Annotated in this window: 17 protein-coding genes and 1 riboswitch; of the genes, 15 read left to right on the plus strand and 2 right to left on the minus strand. The window is 40.0% G+C overall.

Annotated elements, in window-relative coordinates; genetic code table 11:
* Window positions 1-7 precede the first annotated feature (7 nt).
* From OZX63_RS01020 to ribH, 12 genes are all read left to right on the plus strand, one after another.
* Window positions 8-799 carry a DUF1129 family protein gene (locus OZX63_RS01020; protein ID WP_277143852.1) on the plus strand — a complete coding sequence of 264 codons (792 nt, stop codon included), beginning with the start codon at window positions 8-10 and terminating at the stop codon, window positions 797-799.
* A 144-nt stretch (window positions 800-943) separates the two neighbouring features.
* Window positions 944-2,668 (plus strand): ABC transporter ATP-binding protein, encoded by a 1,725-nt coding sequence (locus tag OZX63_RS01025; RefSeq protein WP_277143854.1) that lies wholly within the window; start codon window positions 944-946, stop codon window positions 2,666-2,668.
* A gap of 9 nt (window positions 2,669-2,677) precedes the next feature.
* Window positions 2,678-4,540, plus strand: coding sequence for an ABC transporter ATP-binding protein (locus OZX63_RS01030; RefSeq protein WP_277145075.1), 1,863 nt, complete (start codon window positions 2,678-2,680; stop codon window positions 4,538-4,540).
* Between the two features lie 159 nt (window positions 4,541-4,699).
* Window positions 4,700-5,386 carry a response regulator transcription factor gene (locus tag OZX63_RS01035; protein ID WP_277133269.1) on the plus strand — a complete coding sequence of 229 codons (687 nt, stop codon included), beginning with the start codon at window positions 4,700-4,702 and terminating at the stop codon, window positions 5,384-5,386.
* Window positions 5,387-5,390: 4 nt separating this feature from the next.
* Complete coding sequence (locus OZX63_RS01040; RefSeq protein WP_277143856.1) at window positions 5,391-6,545, plus strand: HAMP domain-containing sensor histidine kinase; 1,155 nt, start codon at window positions 5,391-5,393, stop codon at window positions 6,543-6,545.
* A 45-nt stretch (window positions 6,546-6,590) separates the two neighbouring features.
* On the plus strand, window positions 6,591-8,162 hold the full coding sequence (locus tag OZX63_RS01045) for a UDP-N-acetylmuramoyl-L-alanyl-D-glutamate--2,6-diaminopimelate ligase (RefSeq protein WP_277143857.1): 1,572 nt from the start codon (window positions 6,591-6,593) through the stop codon (window positions 8,160-8,162).
* A 12-nt stretch (window positions 8,163-8,174) separates the two neighbouring features.
* On the plus strand, window positions 8,175-8,921 hold the full coding sequence (locus tag OZX63_RS01050) for an amino acid racemase (protein WP_277143859.1): 747 nt from the start codon (window positions 8,175-8,177) through the stop codon (window positions 8,919-8,921).
* Window positions 8,922-9,075: 154 nt separating this feature from the next.
* Complete coding sequence (locus OZX63_RS01055) at window positions 9,076-9,279, plus strand: hypothetical protein (protein ID WP_277143861.1); 204 nt, start codon at window positions 9,076-9,078, stop codon at window positions 9,277-9,279.
* Between the two features lie 111 nt (window positions 9,280-9,390).
* Window positions 9,391-9,529: riboswitch (FMN riboswitch) on the plus strand.
* Window positions 9,530-9,655: 126 nt separating this feature from the next.
* Window positions 9,656-10,720, plus strand: a complete 1,065-nt coding sequence (ribD, locus tag OZX63_RS01060; protein WP_277143863.1) for a bifunctional diaminohydroxyphosphoribosylaminopyrimidine deaminase/5-amino-6-(5-phosphoribosylamino)uracil reductase RibD — start codon at window positions 9,656-9,658, stop codon at window positions 10,718-10,720.
* Window positions 10,705-11,310 carry a riboflavin synthase gene (gene ribE / locus OZX63_RS01065; protein ID WP_277143864.1) on the plus strand — a complete coding sequence of 202 codons (606 nt, stop codon included), beginning with the start codon at window positions 10,705-10,707 and terminating at the stop codon, window positions 11,308-11,310. Before ribD ends, ribE begins: the two co-directional genes overlap by 16 nt.
* Before the next feature lie 10 nt (window positions 11,311-11,320).
* Window positions 11,321-12,547 (plus strand): GTP cyclohydrolase II, encoded by a 1,227-nt coding sequence (ribA, locus tag OZX63_RS01070; RefSeq protein ID WP_277143866.1) that lies wholly within the window; start codon window positions 11,321-11,323, stop codon window positions 12,545-12,547.
* A gap of 1 nt (window position 12,548) precedes the next feature.
* Complete coding sequence (gene ribH / locus OZX63_RS01075) at window positions 12,549-13,022, plus strand: 6,7-dimethyl-8-ribityllumazine synthase (protein WP_277143868.1); 474 nt, start codon at window positions 12,549-12,551, stop codon at window positions 13,020-13,022.
* A gap of 75 nt (window positions 13,023-13,097) precedes the next feature.
* Here the strand turns inward: ribH and OZX63_RS01080 are convergent, their stop codons facing one another.
* Complete coding sequence (locus OZX63_RS01080) at window positions 13,098-14,012, minus strand: LysR family transcriptional regulator (protein WP_277143869.1); 915 nt, start codon at window positions 14,010-14,012, stop codon at window positions 13,098-13,100.
* A gap of 118 nt (window positions 14,013-14,130) precedes the next feature.
* On the opposite strand from OZX63_RS01080, the gene OZX63_RS01085 reads away from it, so the two are divergent.
* Complete coding sequence (locus tag OZX63_RS01085; protein ID WP_277143871.1) at window positions 14,131-15,957, plus strand: FAD-binding protein; 1,827 nt, start codon at window positions 14,131-14,133, stop codon at window positions 15,955-15,957.
* Window positions 15,958-16,015: 58 nt separating this feature from the next.
* Here OZX63_RS01085 and OZX63_RS01090 read toward each other — a convergent pair whose 3' ends face one another.
* On the minus strand, window positions 16,016-17,098 hold the full coding sequence (locus tag OZX63_RS01090; RefSeq protein ID WP_277143873.1) for a GntR family transcriptional regulator: 1,083 nt from the start codon (window positions 17,096-17,098) through the stop codon (window positions 16,016-16,018).
* Between the two features lie 317 nt (window positions 17,099-17,415).
* Between OZX63_RS01090 and OZX63_RS01095 the strand changes: the two genes are divergently transcribed.
* Together OZX63_RS01095 and OZX63_RS01100 are read left to right on the plus strand one after the other, a co-directional pair.
* Window positions 17,416-18,807 carry a sugar porter family MFS transporter gene (locus tag OZX63_RS01095; protein ID WP_277143875.1) on the plus strand — a complete coding sequence of 464 codons (1,392 nt, stop codon included), beginning with the start codon at window positions 17,416-17,418 and terminating at the stop codon, window positions 18,805-18,807.
* 15 nt (window positions 18,808-18,822) lie between these two features.
* The gene (locus tag OZX63_RS01100) at window positions 18,823-20,427 is read left to right on the plus strand and encodes an FGGY-family carbohydrate kinase (protein WP_277143877.1); all 1,605 of its coding nucleotides are present in this window, start codon (window positions 18,823-18,825) and stop codon (window positions 20,425-20,427) included.

Below are 20,427 nucleotides of genomic sequence, written 5' to 3' on the forward strand. Positions count from 1 at the left end.
CAAAATAATGGCAGAAGAGAAAAAAGAAGAACAAGCAAAAATCGATACTAATAAGCAGGAAAAGCTAAAAGACAAGATTGAAAGTCAGAATAAGGATGACCAAGTTAAGCAACTTGAGCCGGCAGAATTGCGCAAGGAATTGAGCAATAAGAACTCTGACTATGTTTTCCGTTTGCAAAAAGAATTGGAATTGCAAGGTAAACTCAGTCAAGCTGAAGCAGCCAGCAAGGTCGATGAGATATTGCCGCAATTGGTTGTGGCACAACATCACGGTCAACCCGCTAGCACCTACTACAATATGGCACCTAAATTAAAGGCTGCCGATATGTTAAAGCCAAAAGTACGCACGCCAGCAGATATTCCATTCTGGCAATATGCTGTTGATAGTGCCTTGTTGTACATCGCAATTTTCGTTGGGTTGTTTGGCGTAATTGCCTTGTTCCAAACTAACCAAAAGGCAAGTGCGCAAAGCTCACAAATGGGAATTTTGACTCTCTTAGTTGTTGGGGCAATGATGGGCGTCTTTATGACTAAGTATAATGAATGGGTTATTCCTGCTCAGACAGGGAATAAAAAGATTCCGTGGACTAAGTTAATCTTGGGCATGGTTGCCATGTTAGCAATTTTATTTGTGCTCATTTGGGTATTGTCAATCCCGGCTTTGCGGATTATTAATCCAGTCTTATCAGGATTTGCAAACATTATTGTAGCAGCAGTTGCTTATGGTTTACGTTGGCTCTTTAGACGGCATTACCAGATTATTGGTTCAGTCTTTACACCAACTGCAAAAAGCAAATAGTGTGCTTTTTGTCGATAAAAGTATTATACTAAACTATCAAATGCTAAAAAGGATAAACAGGCTCAAGTTGTCTGTTTATCCTTTTTTGAAGCTTTTTGCAGGTATGAAAATATAATTGTTTAACATAAAAGAAAGAGGTATTTAATGATTAACACACTGCGTAAATCAATTCGGCAGTATAAGAAGCAGTCTTTACTGTCGCCTTTATTTGTCACGGGTGAAGTTATCATTGAAATGTTAATCCCGTATCTGGTCGGTATTTTAATCGACAACGGAATTATGAAGGGGGACATGGCCTACATTAGTAAATGGGGCACGATTCTTCTGGTTTTGACGATTGTTTCACTGGTTTTAGGGGCTAGTGCTAGTTACGTGTCAGCTCACGCCGCTGCCGGCTTTGCCGCTAATTTGCGCAAGGACATGTTTTATCATGTTCAAGATTATTCATTTGAAAATATTGATAAGTTTTCAAGTGCTAGTCTGGTAACGCGGATGACGACGGACGTTAACAACATTCAGATGGCCTACCAAATGATCATCAGAATTGCGGTTAGAGCACCGATGATGCTGATTGTGTCAGTCATTATGTCAGTTATTATCAGCCCGCGTTTGTCGTTAATCTTTGTTGTGTTGGCACCGATTTTCATTCTGCTATTGGCAGTTGTGATTAAGAGTGCTTACCCATACTTCCCACGGATCTTTAGAGGTTATGACCGGATGAACCAAGTAGTTCGGGAAAACATTCGCGGTATTCGAGAAGTAAAGACTTACGTCCAAGAAAAACCACAAACGGCTGAATTTAAGAAGTCATCTGGTTTTATTTACAAATTATTCTCAACAGCACAAAAGATTATGTCATTGAACTCATTAATTGTAATGGCTGTTTTGAATATCTCTAACCTAGCTATCTGCTGGTTTGGTGCTAAAGAAATTGTCGGTGGCAGTTTGCAAACCGGTCAATTAATTTCTATGTTTTCATACTCCAACTCTGTTTTAAACAGTCTGAACATTTTGGCAATGATCTTTACTCAATTAGTTATTTCTGGTGCTAGTGGTCGAAGAATTGCTGATGTAATTAATGAAAAGCCATCAATTGAAAATCCCCACAAGCCATTGACTAACTTTAATAATGGTGAAGTGATTTTTGATCATGTGAACTTTAAGTATGACAATGATGATAAGGCCTTGGCTTTAAACGACATTAACTTACACATTAAGCCGGGTGAGACAATCGGGATGATTGGTAAGACGGGATCATCGAAGTCAACATTGGTATCAATGATCCCGCGGCTTTACGATACTGATTCTGGTGCCGTGCGAGTATCAGGACACAACGTTAAGTCATACGATTTGAAGACTTTGCGCGACAACGTTGCCATGGTTTTACAAAATAATGTCTTGTTCTCCGGGACCATCAAGGACAACTTGAAGTGGGGTAATGAGAACGCCACTGATGAAGAAGTTATCGCGGCAGCTAAGGTAGCTCATGCAGATGATTTCATCCAAGAAATGCCTGACAAGTACGACACAATGGTTGAACAAGGCGGTACGAACGTATCTGGTGGGCAAAAGCAAAGAATTACTATTGCCAGAGCCTTGTTGAAGAAGCCTAAGATCTTAATCTTAGATGATTCTACTTCAGCCGTTGATACCCAGACTGAACGTGAAATTCGGGAAGCCTTGGCTAAGAATATGCCGGAAACAACCAAGATTATCATTTCGCAACGGATTGTTTCTATTAAGGATGCAGACCGAATTGTTGTGATGAATGAAGGTAAAATTCAAGATATTGGAACTCACGATGAACTGATGAAGAACAATGAACTTTATAGTTCAATCGCTAAGTTCCAAGAAGAGCAAAAGAAGTAGGTGAGTAATTTGGATAACGCAATAGAAAATAAAAATGCAAGTAAGGGCGGTAAGCGTTCCACTACTTTGTGGCGGTTACTTAAATTAGTCGCAACTACTAGTCCATGGATGCTCATCACATCAATGATTGCGATTGTCTTAGCGGCTGGTGCCAATGTTTTAGGGTCACTATTTATTGAGCGACTAATTAATGATTACATCATGCCATTGTTGAAGCAGTCACAACCGAACTTCATGCCGCTGCTGCATGCAATTGAGGTTATGTTTGGCATTTATGCAATTGGGTTTATTTCTAACTACCTGTTTGCTGTTTTGATGGCCGTTTTGGCACAAAAGACGCAGTACAGAGTTAGAAACGAAATGTTTAGTCACATGGAGCAATTGCCAATTTCATACTTTGATGAAAATGACTACGGCGACATCATGAGTCGGTATACTAACGATATCGACACGCTGATGCAGATGATTTCGCAGTCAATTCCCCAGTTTATGAACTCAACATTGAACTTAGTCTTTGTTTTGGCCGCAATGTTCAGCTTGAGTTGGCAATTAACCATCTTCACGTTGGTTATCTTTGCTTTGTCAATTGGGATTGTTAAGTTTTTGACGACGCGCTCAGCTCACTTCTTCAAGCTTCAGCAAAAGGAATTGGGTCAAGTCAACGGTTATAACGAAGAAATGCTAAGCGGCTTGAAGGTTATTAAGGTCTTCAGTCATGAACCAGAAGTTGAAGCAGATTTTGACAAATACAATGAAAATTTGCGGGATGCTTCTGGTAAGGCTAACACTTACGCCACAGTTTTGTTCCCAATCATGGGTAACGTCGGGAACCTGCTATATGTTATTATTGCAGTTCTTGGTGGTGCTGTTGCCATTAACAAGATTGCGCCATTATCACTTGGTGTGATTGGTGCCTTCCTGCAATTATCAAAGCAATTTGCAATGCCAATTGCGCAGATTTCGCAACAGTTGAACTCAATTGTTATGGCTTTAGCTGGTGCTGAACGGATTTTCCAATTAGAAGACCAACCAGTTGAAATTGATAATGGTGACGTTACGATTTCTAAGGATGAAGACGTTAAGGGCAGCTGGTACTGGAATGTACCGCAAAAAGACGGTTCAGTTAAGAAGATTAGAGTTAAGGGCCACATTGTTTTTGACAATGTTAACTTTAGCTATTCACCAGATAAGCAGATTTTGTACAATATTTCAATTGATGCTAAGCCGGGAATGAAGGTTGCCTTGGTTGGTGAAACTGGTGCTGGTAAGACCACGATTTCCAACATGATTAACCGGTTCTACGAAATTGCGTCGGGAACAATTACTTACGACGGAATTCCGATTACGCGGATTAAGAAGGACGACTTGCGGCAGTCACTGTCAATCGTTCTGCAGGATACGCACATGTTTACGGGAACCATTATGGATAACATTCGTTTTGGTAACCCAGAAGCTAGTGATGATGAAGTTTACCAAGCAGCTCGCTTATCACACGCTGACGAGTTTATTCATCATTTGGATGATGGTTATAAGACAATTATTGACGGTAACGGCGGGGATTTGTCTCAAGGACAGATGCAACTGCTCAGTATTGCGCGAGCAATGATTGCTGACGAACCTGTAATGATTTTGGATGAAGCTACATCAAGTATTGATACGCAAACCGAAAAACTAGTTCAAGCGGGGATGGATAACCTTCTTGCTGGCCGGACAAGTTTCGTTATTGCCCACAGATTATCCACAATTGTTAACTCGGACTTAATCCTTGTGCTTGACCACGGTCATATTATTGAGGCCGGCAACCACGACAAGCTCATTAAGGAAAAGGGCTACTATTACGAGTTATACACTGGTAAAAAAGAAATTGAATAGTTTTGCTAAAGAGTTGAGAGTTTCTCAGCTCTTTTTTTAATAAAAAGATAAAATTATGCCCGATCAGTAGGTTTTGGCCTTGAAAATGATTAAAATATTAAGCATAGGCCTTAGTGCCAGATGATTAATAGAACTTAAATAAAGGGGAGGATACGCCCTATGAAAATTTTGGTTGTTGATGATGATAAAGAAATCGTTGAGTTATTGAGCATTTATCTTAAAAATGAGGGTTACACACCAGTTGCGGCATATAGCGGTAAGGAAGCAATTACTCGCTTAACGACTACGCCGGATATTGCGTTAATGATTTTGGACGTCATGATGCCGAATATGAGTGGAATTGATGTGATTAAAGAAGTACGCAAGGATTCCGACATTCCAATTATTATTGTTTCAGCTAAGACTGGTGATATGGACAAGATTCAGGGACTGATTACGGGTGCCGACGACTATGTGTCAAAGCCATTTAATCCGCTGGAAGTGATGGCTCGAGTGCGTTCATTATTGCGCCGCAGTCAAAAGCAGGTTAAGGATGAAAAGCCCGATGTCTTAGAGGTTGGACCGCTGGTGATTAACCGTGATTCACACGAAGTTAAGACAATTGATGGCAAGGATATTCAGTTAACTGCATTAGAGTTTGGTATTTTATATTTGCTAGCAAGCCATCCTAACCGGGTATTTTCAGCCGATGAGATTTTTGAACGTGTTTGGCAGCAAGAGTCGATTGTTTCTGCTAAAACAGTCATGGTTCACGTGTCGCACTTACGCGATAAAATCCAAAAGGCAACAGGCGGCGAGGATGTCATTCAGACCGTTTGGGGAGTTGGCTACAAGGTCGAGGCGTAATTAAATGAAAAAAGAACGCGTCAAGTTAACAGCTGCAGAAAAGAGCGAACTGTTTGCTGAAGGCGTCATTACGGTGGTATTGCTGCTGCTGCTTAATTTATCAATCATTATTTTGGTCAATTTGACGATTTTGCGCGATAAGAATTTAGTTAATGGCATTTACTTTCTTAAAAAGACCATCACGGTTTTTGGCGGCCGGCATATGTGGTCGTGGCAGCATACCTTTTTGCTGTTAATGGGTGCCGGCGATTTAATTGTGCTGTATTGGCGCTTAATTCGGCGCTACCACCAGATGCAACTACGTCACGTAATTTCGGAATTGCATTATATTGCTCAAGGCCACTTTGATCATTGCATATCTTTTAAGGTCAAGACCGACTTGCAGAAGGTAATTGACTCGATTAATTCCCTAGTTGACAGTACGGTGACCGCAATTAATGAGGAAAAGGCAATTGAGCAGTCCAAAGATGAGCTGATTAGCAATGTTTCGCACGATATTCGGACACCATTAACGTCAATTATTGGTTATTTAGGGTTGTTAAAAACGGGAGTGTCAGACCCAAAAGACCAGCAAAAGTACTTGGATATTGCCTACACGAAGGCCGAGCAGATGAAGTCTTTGGCGCATGACTTACTTGAATACACAACGCTTAAATCAACCACGACCAAATTAAATCTGTCGCCGCTGCACATTTTTTCAATGTTAGAGCAAGTAGAAGCAGGATTTGAATTTGAAGCTGAGGAGAAAAACATCGAGTTTCAAATTGAGGTGCGCCCAAAGGACTTGACAATTCAGGCAGACCCGGAAAAATTGGTGCGCGTTTATAACAATCTGATTACTAACGCGCTTAAGTATGGCACTGGCGCAAGTCAGATTAACTTAATTGCTAATTTAGTAAATGACGATGAGGTTGAATTGCGGGTAGAAAACAACGGTGCCAAGATTCCGCAAGCGTCACTGAAGAAAATTTTTGAGCGGTTCTACCGTGTGGAAACCTCACGCAATACGCAGACTGGCGGCACAGGCTTGGGATTATCGATTACTAAGAGCATTGTCGATTTGCATCATGGTAAAATCCGCTGCGAATCCGATGATAATTGGACGCGCTTTATTATTCAATTGCCGTTAGATTTAAAGAATGATAAAACAACTGGCTAGCTGTGTTATAATTTTGACTGAGATAAAAAAACAGAGGGGCACAGAATGAGTATTTCCTTAAATACCTGTATTTTAATTTTGAAAGAACACCACTTGCTAAAATCAAGTGCTGTTCAAGATACTGTCGCGACTAAGATGGAATATGTATCATACGATTCACGTGACATTAAGACTAACACCTTGTTTTTCTGCAAGGGTGCTGGCTTTCGGCCAACTTACTTATCAATGGCTAAGGATAATGGCGCTAATTGTTATGTTGCCGAGCAACCTTATCCAGAGGGCAAGGGGATGCACGCGTTAATTGTGCGTGATGTTTCTAAGGCGATGGCACTGCTGTCGGCAGCGTTTTTCCGCTTTCCTCAAGATGACCTATTTGTTGTGGCCATTACGGGAACAAAGGGTAAAACGACAACGGCATACTTTCTAAAAGGGATGTTGGATCAAGTCAACGGTGGTAAGACGGCACTGATTTCATCAGTTAATGATGTTGTTGGGACTAAACCCGAAGACAGCTTCAAGTCTAGTCTGACAACGCCGGAGTCGCTGGACTTATTCCGTGATATGCGGCGCGCGGTTGATAATGGGATGACGCATTTGGTAATGGAAGTTTCCAGTCAAGCTTATAAAAAGAACCGCGTCTTTGGTTTAACTTATGATTTGGGCTTTTTCTTAAATATTTCGCCGGATCATATTGGACCAAATGAACACCCTAACTTTGCGGATTACCTGCACTGTAAATTGCAGTTGATGGTTAATGCACGTAAGTGTATCATCAATGCTCAAAGTGATCACTTTGATGAAATTTATGCTGCCGCAACAACGACGACAGATCCGGACAGTATTTATCTATTTGCGGATGAGAAATTCACTAATCCTAATTTGAAGGCACCGATTGACTTCCGCTTTTCTTCAGAAGAAAGTGATATGGCAGAAACCCGCTTCCAAGTTTTGTGTGCATCAGATAAGGCTAAGGAACTAGCAATTGCTGGGGATTATAAGTTGAAGATGCTGGGCGACTTTAACGAGTCAAACGGGACTGCCGCAATTATCGGTGCTGGGTTAGCTGGGTTAGATTATGCCGATGCTGCTAAGGGAATTAGTAACGTTACTGTGCCGGGCAGAATGCAGACGGAAGTAACTAAGGATCACGGAATTATTGTGGTTGATTATGCTCATAATAAAGCATCAATGATGGCATTAATGAGCTTTATGCAGCGCGAATTCAATAATCCTAAAATTATTGTGGTCGTTGGTGCTCCTGGGGACAAGGGTGTATCGCGCAGACCTGGTTTTAGCCAAAGCTTAAATGCATACGCAGACAAAGCCTTTTTAACGTCAGATGATCCGGGGTTTGAAGATCCGAAAGATATTGCGGAAGAAATTGATGCTGGTATCGATCATGCCAAAGTTGACGTAACGATTGAACTTGATCGCACGAAGGCTATTCATGATGCGATCAGTATGGCTCATTCTGGCGATGTTGTGTTAATTTGCGGTAAGGGTGCCGATGGTTTTCAAAAGGTGCGCGGTATTGATACCCCGTATCCATCAGATATTGTTGTTGCCCAGCAAGTCATTGACGAATTGGAAGGTCAAAGCGAGCACTTTAATAAGTAAAAGAGCAGAAAAATGAAGCATTTTTTTAGTATTATTGGCGGCATGGGAACGATCGCCACTGAAAGCTACGTTCGGTTATTGAATCATCGAGTAAAAATTGCGAAGGATCAAGATTATCTGAATTATATTTTGGTTAACGATGCGCAAATTCCAGACAGAACAGCGTATATCAAGGATCATACTAAGCCTAATTGCTTGGTAGATTTGCGTGAAGATGTTTTGGGACAAGCAAAATTGGGACCTGACTTTTTCGTTATGCCGTGTAATACCGCGCATTATTTTTACGATGATCTTGCTAAATTGACGGATATTCCGTTTTTGCATATGATGCGCATTGCCGTGCACCAATTTGTTGAAAAGTATCCGAATGAACTAAAGATTGGCCTGATTGCAACCGAAGGCTCAATTTATGACCATCTTTATGCGGATGAAATTAAGGCAGTTGGGCGCGAGGTTGAACTTGGCGGCCCAGAAATTCAGCCGCTAGTAACCAAACTAATCTATGCTAATATCAAGGAAAAAGGCGTGGTCGATCACGATTTATACCATCATATTTTGCAATTAATGCATGATAAATATGGCTGTAACGTGATTTTGCTTGGCTGTACGGAATTGTCCTTGGCTCAGGAAAAGGCGCCGGACCATCCATACAACGTGATTGATCCCCAATCAATTATTGCCGATGTGGCAATTGAATTGTCACTGAAAATACGTGCAGGGATGGATCCTAAAGAAGCTACTAAAAAGTACCTGTATTAAAGTTAAAAAGAAGAATCTGAAAACGTCAGGTTCTTCTTTTTTTACGAAAAATTGTAATCGATTTCACATAATTGATTGACAATTATGCAATTATGGTTTAGTGTATTATTTAAGTAGTACAATACTGAATGACATTTGCAAAAGAGGTAGAACGATGCTTTATCTGTTATACATATTGGTTGGTTTATTAATTATTTTGGCCGTTAACTTGGCGGTAACTGCTTGCTTGACCCTCAGGGACATCTATCAACATCGTGACCAGGAACAATTAGCCTTTGGTAAGGCATTTAAAAAATACTTTATTAAAAATAATAATTTGCCAGTAAGTTTGACTGATTGGAAAATATTATTAAGCTAAATTACTAGAGCCAAGGTCATTAAGCCTATCTTTAATTGGTGCAACTAGTCTTTTATAACTTTAACTATTGACATTTAGTAGCCCCTAGCTTATTCTTAAAGTAATTGAATACGGTTTCTTCGGGGCAGGGTGTAATTCCTGACCGACGGTGACAGTCTAAGTAGGTTGAAGTCCGTGACCCGCGTATACCGCGGTGGAGCTAGTGTGAGTCTAGCACCGACAGTTAAAGTCTGGATGGGAGAAGAACAAATACGACTAATATTTGACTCGCGTCGTTTTAAGAGAACTTCGCTGAAATCATATTTGGTTAATAATGAATGGACCTCGTTGAAATAATCAACGGGGTCTTTTTTTGTGTATTTAGGAAGTGAAGATAGTGCAAGACAAGGATTACATGCAGATGGCCGTTCATGAAGCTTTAAAAGCACAGGGTGCGACCTGGACTAATCCGCTTGTTGGTGCGGTTTTGGTTAAAGATGGGCAAGTACTAGCAACAGGCTACCACCACCAATATGGTAAAGAACATGCCGAGATTAACACGTTGTCACATTTAGCTAAGCCAAGTCTAGCGCAAGGTGCGACTTTGTACGTCACGCTAGAGCCTTGCAGCCATTACGGCAAGCAACCGCCGTGTGCTAAGCGGGTAGTGGAAGTTGGCATTAAGCGCGTGGTAGTTGGCCAAGTAGATCCGCATCAAATTGTCGGCGGCAAGGGGATGCAATATTTAAATGAGCATGGCCTTGAAACCGAAGTAATCGGCGGTGTAGAGCAGTTATATGAGCGCTATAACTTTTTCTATCAAAAACAGCGCCCGTTTGTCACGCTCAAGTATGCGATGTCACTTGACGGCAAAATTAATGAACCTAAGCAGAAGCGGACATTTTTAACAGGGGACAAAGCTCAAATTGATGTCCAAAAACTGCGGTGCCGTAATCAAGCGATTTTAATTGGTGCTAACACATTACGCATTGACAATCCGCAATTAACGGTAAGGATCAAGAATTTGCCGATTCCGCCAATTAGGATTGTAGTCACGCGGGATGCCAATCGACTTGATTTTACTAAGCAATTGTTTCAATTACCGGGACAGATTTGGCTGCTTAGTGAACAGCCATTAACTAAAAAAATAGGCGAAAATGTTGAATGTATGACAGCTGAAAAATGGACACCAGAAAAAATTGTGGCGTTACTTGCGCAGCGTGAAATCCAGTCACTACTGGTTGAAGGTGGCAGTCAGATTCAAGCTGAATTTATTGCCGCTGACCTAGCAGATGAAATTATTGCTTATGTTGCTCCGCAAGTTTTGGGTGGTACCGGGTTACCAGCAGCAGTTGGCCCAGCTTTAAGTGACAAATTGCAATATCAACTTCTTAATGTCCAACAATTGGGTCAAGATGTGCGTATTTGCGCAAGGAGAGAGGATAAATGTTTACAGGAATAATTCAAGGCACGGGTAAAATTACGCGCTTAGATATTACAGAAAAACATGCCAAGTTAGGCATTACTTCAGCTAAAATGGCACAAAAAAATCTGCCACTTGGTGCAAGTATTGCGGTCAACGGCATTTGTCTGACGGTTACTGCTTGGGATAATGATGAGTTTACGGTCGATGTAATGCCAGAAACAATGAAGCGAACAAACTTAGGCAACCTTACTAATGGCAGTTTAGTCAATTTGGAACCATCGGTTAGTGTCGACAGCACACTTGACGGTCATATTGTTGCTGGTCATATTGATACAACGGCGGAACTAATTAAGCGTACGGAAACGGAAAATTCAATCGAGCTGCGCTTCCAAGTGCCCCATAAGTATGATCCGTATATTGTTGAAAAAGGCTCAATCGCAATTGATGGTATTAGTTTGACAGTCACAATGGCAGAAAACGACGTCTTTGGCGTTAGTCTAATTCCGTTTACTATTGCCAATACCACGTTAGCTAATTGCCAAGTTGGCGATCACGTTAATATCGAAGTTGATATGATTGGTCGTTACGCAGTTAAGCAGATTCAGGCATGGAAAAAAGAATTTTAGGAGGATAAAAATGAAGGACGAACTAAACGAAAAAATGGCCAAAATTCTTGATCATATGAGAAACGGCGGCTTGGTTATTGTGGCAGATTCACCACAGCGTGAATCTGAGGGTGACATGATCGGTTTGGCAGAAAAGGTAACCCCGCAAATGGTTAACACCATGATTTCTAAAGCTCGCGGTTTGTTATGTGTACCGATGAGTAAGGCGTACGCTGACCGCTTGCAATTAAGTCCACTTGAAACGGGCTCAAATGATACTTTCGGCACAGCCTTTACTCTTAGTGTTGACTCAACCGAGACGACAACGGGAATTTCCGCGTTTGATCGGGCTAAAACAATTAAAAAATTGGCAGACCCTAATAGTCAGTGGGATGACTTTTATCATCCTGGCCATGTTTTTCCGTTGGTTGCCAAAGAAGGTGGCGTTTTAGAGCGGACTGGTCATACTGAAGCCGCACTTGACTTAGCTCGTTTAGCTGGAGTGGCTCCAGTTGGATTTATCTGTGAATGCATTAAAAAAGACGGTACGATGGCTCGCCGCAAGGACTTAAAGGCATTGGCAGAAGGCTTAGGCATTCCTTACCTAACAATTGAGGAATTAATTGAGTACCGTAAACGGCAAGAAAATAAAGATTTGGCAATTGAATCCATCACTAAAGTTGATTTTCCAACTAAATATGGTCATTTCCAACTTGAAGGCTTTAGAGACAGTAAGCACCCAGACAAGCAGCCAACATTGTTAATTAGTAAAGGTGACATTAAACCGGGTGAGCCACTCTTATTGCGGCTGCACAGTGAATGTTTGACTGGGGATGTTTTTGGCTCTAAGCGCTGTGATTGCGGTGCTCAACTGGCAGAAGCTTTGACCAAAATTGAAGAAAATGGTTCGGGTGCCGTGCTGTATCTGCGTCAAGAAGGCCGCGGAATTGGTCTGGAAAACAAGTTGCGCGCATATAAATTGCAGGATGAAGGTATGAATACTGTAGAAGCCAACCAGCAATTAGGTTTGCCGGTTGATGCGCGTCGCTATAATGTTGCCGGCGAAATTTTACGCCAAAAAGGCATCACAGAAGTTAAGTTAATGACCAACAATCCAGATAAGGTTGACCAGTTAGAAAACTTTGGCGTGCAGGTAGTGGAACGGATTCCAATGGAAGTTGGACTCACTGAGGAAAACAGACAATACTTGAGCACTAAAAAGCACGAAATGAACCATATTTTAAATGAGGTAGACTAAAATGAAAGAACTGACAGGAAAATTAGTGGCACAGCAAGATAAAAGAATTGGAATTGTGGTTGCCAAATTTAATGGCGTTGTGACCGATCGCTTACTTAGCGGCGCTTTAGAACAATTGAAGATGTCTGGTGTACCTAGTGACAACATTGTTGTTGTTCATGTGCCAGGGGCATATGAAATTTCGCGGACTGTTAACTGTTTGGCTAAAAGTGGTAAGGTTGATGGCATTATCGCTTTGGGCGCAGTTATTCGCGGTGAAACCGACCACTACACTTATGTTTGTGAAGGTACAGCGTCACAATTAGCAGCAGCCACTGCTAATGGTCCAGTACCAGTAATGTTCGGCGTCTTGATGACCGACACTGTTGCTCAAGCAACTGATCGTGCTGGTGGAAAATCTGGCAATAAGGGAGCTGAATGTGCAACGGATATCTTAGAGGTTCTAAGCTTGGAAGAGCAAATTAATAATTTATAATATCGCCATTTTTTCTTACATAAATACATGCTTAAAAAGCCATGACTGTGAAGAAGTCATGGCTTTTTTGTGATATTAAATAATTTTATCAACAAAATCTGTTTTTAGAATTTGCGTTGCATATTTAATTTCATCTGTGAGCCTTGGTTGCGACTTAATTGTGGAAATAGAAAAATTAACGTTAATTTCATTTCTAGGCAGACGGACATAGTTGATATTGGATAGCTTTTGCTCGTTGACAGCTTCGATACTGGTTGTCATGTTTCCTAATCCTAGTTCAGCTAATTTAAGTGCTGTTGTAGAGTCACGAACGTGGATCGTGGGATAAAATTCTAGGCCAATATTGCTAAAGTAGTTGTTGATAATTGCCTGGTAGCCGCGCTCGCCATCAGTCACGATAAATTTTTCGTGATTGATTTTATTTAAATCCTGAGCTGTCAGCTTGATTTCACGTTTACCAGCTTCATACAAATGTGAGTACCGGCCTAGAACCAAAACTTGTGCAGAAGTGTATAAGCTTTCATTTTTAACATTTGGTAAGAGAATCGTATTGCCGACAAAAAGATCTAATTGCCCATCCTGAAAGGCTTTTTCGGCATCTGCCGTGCTTAATTCGAAAGTTTTGGTTTGCAGGTTAGGAAATTTTGCAAATAATTGCGGCAATACGACTAAGTTGAATTTTTCACCTAATGGCGGCGTAATTCCCATTTGTAAGGTGGGAAAAGAATTCTTTTCATACTGCTTCATTTTTACTTTTAATTGATGTTGCAGCTGCAAGTTTTTCCGTAAATATTTAATTAATAGATGTGCTGCTGGCGTTAATTTGATTGGTTTAGTGTCGCGTTTAACTAAAATAACATTGTATTTTTGCTCATACTTTTTAATGACACGGCTAAGATAGGGCTGACTCAAGTATAATTTTTGCGCGGCTTCCGAAATTGAATTGCTGTTTTCTAATGTTTCCAGAAAAATTAATAAGCGATTGTTCATTAATATTTACCTATGCCTATTTTGTAATATTGATTTTAATAATTAAGTATTTCACATATTACCAATTATAGTATTTAATGAAAGCGTGAACAAGAAATTACTGATAGGAGGTTTACTTATGGTTAATAATCAAAAATTTCAATGGGATGCAGTTTATGATGTTGCCGTTCTAGGATTCGGTGGTGCTGGTGCTACTGCAGCAAGGTTTGCGGCAGATAATGGCGCAAAAGTTTTATTAGTAGACAGTGCTCCAGAAGGACATGAAGGTGGTAATACAAGGTATTCAGGTCAAATGGTCGGTGCCGGGACTGACTTTGAAGGCTTGAAAAATTATCACGAACATCTTGCGGCACCATTAAAGCCTGACAAAAAAGTTTTCAATGCTTTAATTGAAGGCATGGCTAACATGGGCGATTACTTTAGAAAATATTTAGACGTTGAACCTGTTAGCATGAAAAAGCTGCTGGCTAATACGCCGTCAACTGCTTATGTGACAGAATATCCAGAATTACTTGATGCTGATTCTTATGATGCCTATTTAGTACATAGTGGTGTTGATGATGCAGCGCTGTGGAAGATTTTACGGCAAAAAGTTTTAGACCGATCCGATAAAATTGACGTTTGGTATGCTTCACCTGCCAAGCATTTGATTCAAGATGGTGCTACTAAAACGGTGATTGGTGTGCAAATTGAGCGTGACCACGTTTTGCGCAATATTAAAGTGAACAATGGGGTTGTTTTAGCTGTTGGTGGTTTTGAAAATAATAAAGATATGATTCAAGGCTTCTTGCAATCCTCTTACTTGTCACCAATTGGTACTTTGTACAACAAGGGTGACGGCATTAAGATGCTCGAAGAAGTAAACGCACAATTATGGAATATGCGTTCATTTGAGTCACTGGGGCAATTCCACGGGTTGTCATTAAGACAAGAAGAAGGTGCGCGTTCAACGTACGCTCTGAATGTCTTTTGGCAAGAAAGCTCCACTGGTAGTGTAATTGTTGTTGGTGATGACGGTACGCGTTACTTTAACGAAGCAGAGATGAACCGTCATGGTCATATTTATAATCATGGTGATTGGGTTGTGCCGTTGAACCAAAACCATCCGTACATGATTTTTGACCAACAAAAATACGATGAACTCAAGAATGAACCAGACGATGGCTTGAAAGTTCCAGGTTTCTTGGAAAAAGCGATTAAGGCATCATCGATAACTGAATTAGCGCAAAAGATTGGTAAAAAACCAGAGACACTTACTAATACCATTGCAGAGTTTAATTTTATGGCTGAGCAAGGAAAGGATTACGCCTTTCATCGCGAACCTGAAACTTTACGCAAATTTAGTGAGAATGGCCCATATTATGCCATTGCTTTAAGACAAAATATGCTAAATACACAAGGTGGGGGACGGCGTGATGATCATGCCCAAGTACTTGATCCTGATAACCAACCTATTCCGCACTTGTATGAAGCAGGTGAATTGGGCGCACCATTTGTTAATAAATATACTACTGGTGGTAATGTAGCTGACTGTCTGATCTCTGGTAAGATTGCTGGTGAAAATGCGGCAGCTGTTAAGCAAGAATTGCCAGTTTCAGGTGGGATTAACTTAAATGATGTAAGTATTAATCCTAACTTTGATGCAACTAGTGATGAAGATCATCAAAAGTATTCAACTAGTAAAAACCAATACCTTGGCTACAGTAATCAAGGAATGGGCGATGGCGTAGTTGTTCGGACCACGCTTAGCGATGATGGTAAGATTGCCGATATTGAAGTATTGAAGCAAACTGAGAGCGATGATTATGGACTGAAGGCAGTTCAAGAACTTCCTAAGAAAATGATTGCAGCTAACACTTATGACGTTGATGCGGTATCTGGTGCTTCACAAACAAGTAAGGCGATTAAAGAAGCCGTTAAGGATTCACTTGAAAAAGCTAAATAATAATTTAAAATAGCGATAAAAAACGTATGGCATAAGACCATACGTTTTTTTGGTTGATTTATTTTTCTTTAGGTGCAGCAACAGAAGCTCTTACTTTTAATTTAGGATGATGAACAATGGAATTAAGTTTTTTACCTTGAATCAATTTCAAAATACCTTGGCCAGCCTCTTTACCAACAGAGGTTCGCTCGTAATTCATAGTTGTCAAGCTGGGAGTTAAGTATGCGGCTGAGTCAAAATCATCAAAGCCAACTAGTGAAATATCTTCTGGGACTTTCAACTGCATTTTTTTGAGCATATCTAAGACTAATAATGCCAAGCTGTCGTTGTAGCAAGCGATTGCCGTCGGTCTTTGACCATCTTTTAGGTAAAAGGCTATTTTTTTACTGATTGTTTGAAAAGGATCATGAGAATTATACATGATAATACTGCTGTTAGAGAGATTCGAGCTGGTCTCCTGGTAAGCTTTCATGAAGCCGTTCATTCGGTGTACACCTTGAAGATCATCTACCTGAAATATTCCTAGTATTCGCTGATGTCCCATACTAAGTAGGTATTTGATGAGTTCTGTTTCTGCTGCTTCATCATCATTTGTGATTGATGGAAAATTTAACTTAGGGTATTCAGCATTAATGAACAAGAGTGGAATTTTACTCTTAGCGACTCGTTTATAGATGTCGAGATTAGGACTAGGCTTAGCACTTTCGCTTGGTTCAACAATTAGCCCTGCTACTTGTGAATCAAGCATTTTAATTAAGCTTTCACGTTCTTTTTTGGGGTGATTATGCGTGTTAGCGATGAGAAGGGAGTATTCTTTTGTACTGATTTCAGTATCAATCTGTGAGATTATCTTGGGGAAAATATAGTCTGCGATATGAGTACAGATCAATCCAATTGTCTTACTTTCGGGATTAACCTGCCATTTTTTATTCCAATCTTGGATAAACATGCCGCTACCCTGAACCTTGTAGATCAAATGCTCATCTTGCAATTCAGATAATGCTTTACGAACAGCATAACGTGATTTACCAAACTGTTTAATTAAATCATTTTCTGTGGGTAACTTTTGGTTAACCTTATAATCACCAAAAGTTATTTCATTTTTAAGAGTCTCTTTAATTGCAAGATAATCACTCTTCATCTGAGGTTCCTCCATGAATTTATTTGATTATTATTTATCGTGTTTTTTAAAAAAAGAAACATAGAAAGCATGTATGCAGATAATATCAATCATTATATCACAGATACCAACTGATAAAGTGTGTGTAAATGACCCAGAAAAAAATAAATAAAAAATCGGTGATGCAATTTTTGTTGAATTTAAGCCACTTTTTTGTCTTTTTTTATGCCAAAAATCATTCGAATGAATTTTTATAAAGGTTGAATATCAAAATAAATGTTCTATAATGAAAATGCTTACAAGAAATGGATAGAATATTAATAAGGGGGATTTTTCAAGTGGTACAAGAAAAAAAGAAAATACCAAGTAGTTTTATTTACTTCTTTGGATCATTTGGCGGTATTTTGTTTGGCTATGATATTGGCGTTATGACAGGTGCTTTGCCATTCTTACAAAATGATTGGAACTTAACTAATGCATCAATTGTTGGCTGGATTACTTCCGCTGTGATGTTTGGTGCTATTTTTGGTGGTGCTGCCGCCGGACAACTTTCCGATAAATTTGGTAGAAGAAAAATGATTCTAGTTTCAGCAATCATCTTTGCGTTGTTTTCAATTTTATCGATGGTTGCACCACATAATGGTTCCATGTATTTAATTATTATTCGAATATTACTAGGACTTGCTGTAGGGGCAGCTTCAGCCTTAGTACCAGCATACATGTCAGAGATGGCACCTGCTAATGCTCGTGGTAGTTTATCTGGATTAAATCAGACGATGATTACTTCAGGAATGCTGCTTTCTTATATTATGGACTTTATCTTGAAAGGTGTACCAACTCCGTGGAATTGGCGACTGATGTTAGGGCTAGCAGCTGTACCAGCAATTATTCTATTTTTGGGTGTTGTCAAATTACCAGAATCACCACGGTTTTTAATTAAGAATGGTAAAGAAGACGAAGCTCGTGAAGTACTTTCATATATCAGAAAAAGTGACAAGGAAATTGATGACGAAATCCTTGAGATAAAGTCAGCTTCTGCAAAAGAAAATTCAGCATCAGAAAAGACCACGTGGGGATCACTATTTAGCAGCAAATATCGCTATCTGGTTATCGCTGGTGTTGGTGTAGCAGCCTTTCAACAATTTCAGGGTGCGAATGCTATCTTTTATTACATTCCTTTAATCGTGCAAAAGGCTACTGGCAGTGCAGCTAGTTCAGCACTAATGTGGCCAATTATTCAAGGTGTTATTTTGGTTACGGGATCGCTTGTTTACATTGCGATTGCAGAAAAGTTTAAGCGTCGTTCATTATTAATGCTTGGCGGAACAATTATGGGTCTTTCATTTTTATTACCATCCGTAATTAATAGTATTGCGCCGCATACTAATCCAATGATGATTGTTGTGTTCTTATGTATCTATGTTGCATTTTATTCATTCACTTGGGCACCATTAACCTGGGTACTGGTAGGAGAAATTTTCCCACTTGCAATTAGAGGACGTGCTTCTGGATTAGCATCTTCATTAAACTGGATTGGTTCTTGGGCTGTTGGTCTACTATTTCCAATGATGACTGCTTCAATGTCACAAGAAATGGTCTTTGGAATTTTTGGTGTTATTTGTATTTTAGGTGTCTTATTTGTTCGCTTCTTTGTTCCTGAAACTAAGGGTCATACTTTAGAGGAAATTGAAGAAGAAGGAATGAATCATGGCTTAAAAGAAGCAAAGTAGTTGGGAGATGAAAATATGAATATCACGGATACCGCTGAATTAATTCGGTCAGGTAAGACTGCTTTGGGAATTGAATTTGGTTCAACGCAAATTAAGGCAGTATTAATTGATAGTAAGTTTAATCCGCTTGCGACAGGTACTTTTCAATGGGAAAACAGTTTGAAGAACGGAATTTGGACATATTCAAAGGAAGAAATTTGGACTGGCTTGAGATTAAGCTATCAGCAGTTAGCAGCAAACGTTAGCAGTAAATATCATGTCAAAATTGAAAAAATTGGGGCAATTGGTGTTAGTGCAATGATGCATGGTTATCTAGCATTTGATAAAAATGATCAATTGTTAGTACCTTTTAGAACTTGGCGCAACACGATTACTGGTGATGCGGCTGGCGAATTGACAAAGTTGTTTAATTTCAATATTCCACTTCGCTGGAGTATCGCACACTTATATCACGCAATTCTACATAATGAAGAGCATGTTAAGGATATTGCATATATGACAACCTTAGCAGGATATGTTCATTGGCAATTATCTGGTGAAAAAAACATCGGCATTGGTGATGCGTCAGGGATGTTCCCAGTTGACCAGACAGGGGACTTTAATTCTAAGATGCTGGAACAATTTAGTAACTTGCCACAAGTTAAGAAATACCCGTGGAAAATTAGAGATATTTTACCTAAGGTCTTAACTGCGGGACAAGTAGCTGGTCATTTAACCGAGCAGGGTGCTAAGTTGCTTGATCCAACTGGAACGCTGCAAAGTGGCAGTGTAATGGCACCACCTGAAGGTGACGCTGGTACCGGTATGATTAGTACTAATAGCGTTCGGCTTAGAACTGGTAATATTTCTGTTGGTACTTCTGAATTTTCAATGGTAGTTTTGGATAAACCTCTCAAAAAAGTTCACCGCGATATTGACATTGTGGCAACTCCAGATGGCTTACCAGTAGCAATGGTTCACGTTAATAATTGTTCTTCTGATATTAATGCTTGGGCAGAAATTTTTAAGGAATTTGCTGGGCGATTAGGTAAGAATTTATCTGCGGATGAACTGTACAGTACTTTGTTCTTAGATGCGACTAAGTCAGATCCAGATGCTGGCGGCATGGTCAATTATAGTTACTTCTCTGGTGAGCCAGTAACTAATACCGATGAAGGTAGGCCAATGCTGGTTAGAACTCCTAACAGTAAATTTACGTTAGCAAACTTTATGCTGGCACAACTTTATTCGGCTTATGCGCCGCTTAAGATTGGGATGGATGTTTTGACAAATGAAGAAAATGTCAAAACAGATGTCATGATTGCACAAGGTGGCTTATTTAAAACTCCGGTAGTTGGGCAGCAGGTGTTGTCAAATATCTTGAATTTGCCAATTTCTGTCATGCTTAATGCCAGTGTTGGTGGCCCTTGGGGTATGGCAGTGCTTGCGCAATACGCTGCACAACATGAGTCGATAGCATTAGCAGATTATCTAGACAGTCAAGTTTTTGTTGATTCAGAAATGATGAGTTTAAGTCCAGAGCCTGAAGGTGTCAAGGGTGCCCAAAAGTACATTGATCGCTATGAATTAGCGCTGCAACTTGAAAACCAGGCAGAAATATTAAAGGACGAGGAAGAATAG

Source organism: Lactobacillus sp. ESL0700 (assembly GCF_029392095.1).
Lineage (GTDB): Bacteria > Bacillota > Bacilli > Lactobacillales > Lactobacillaceae > Lactobacillus.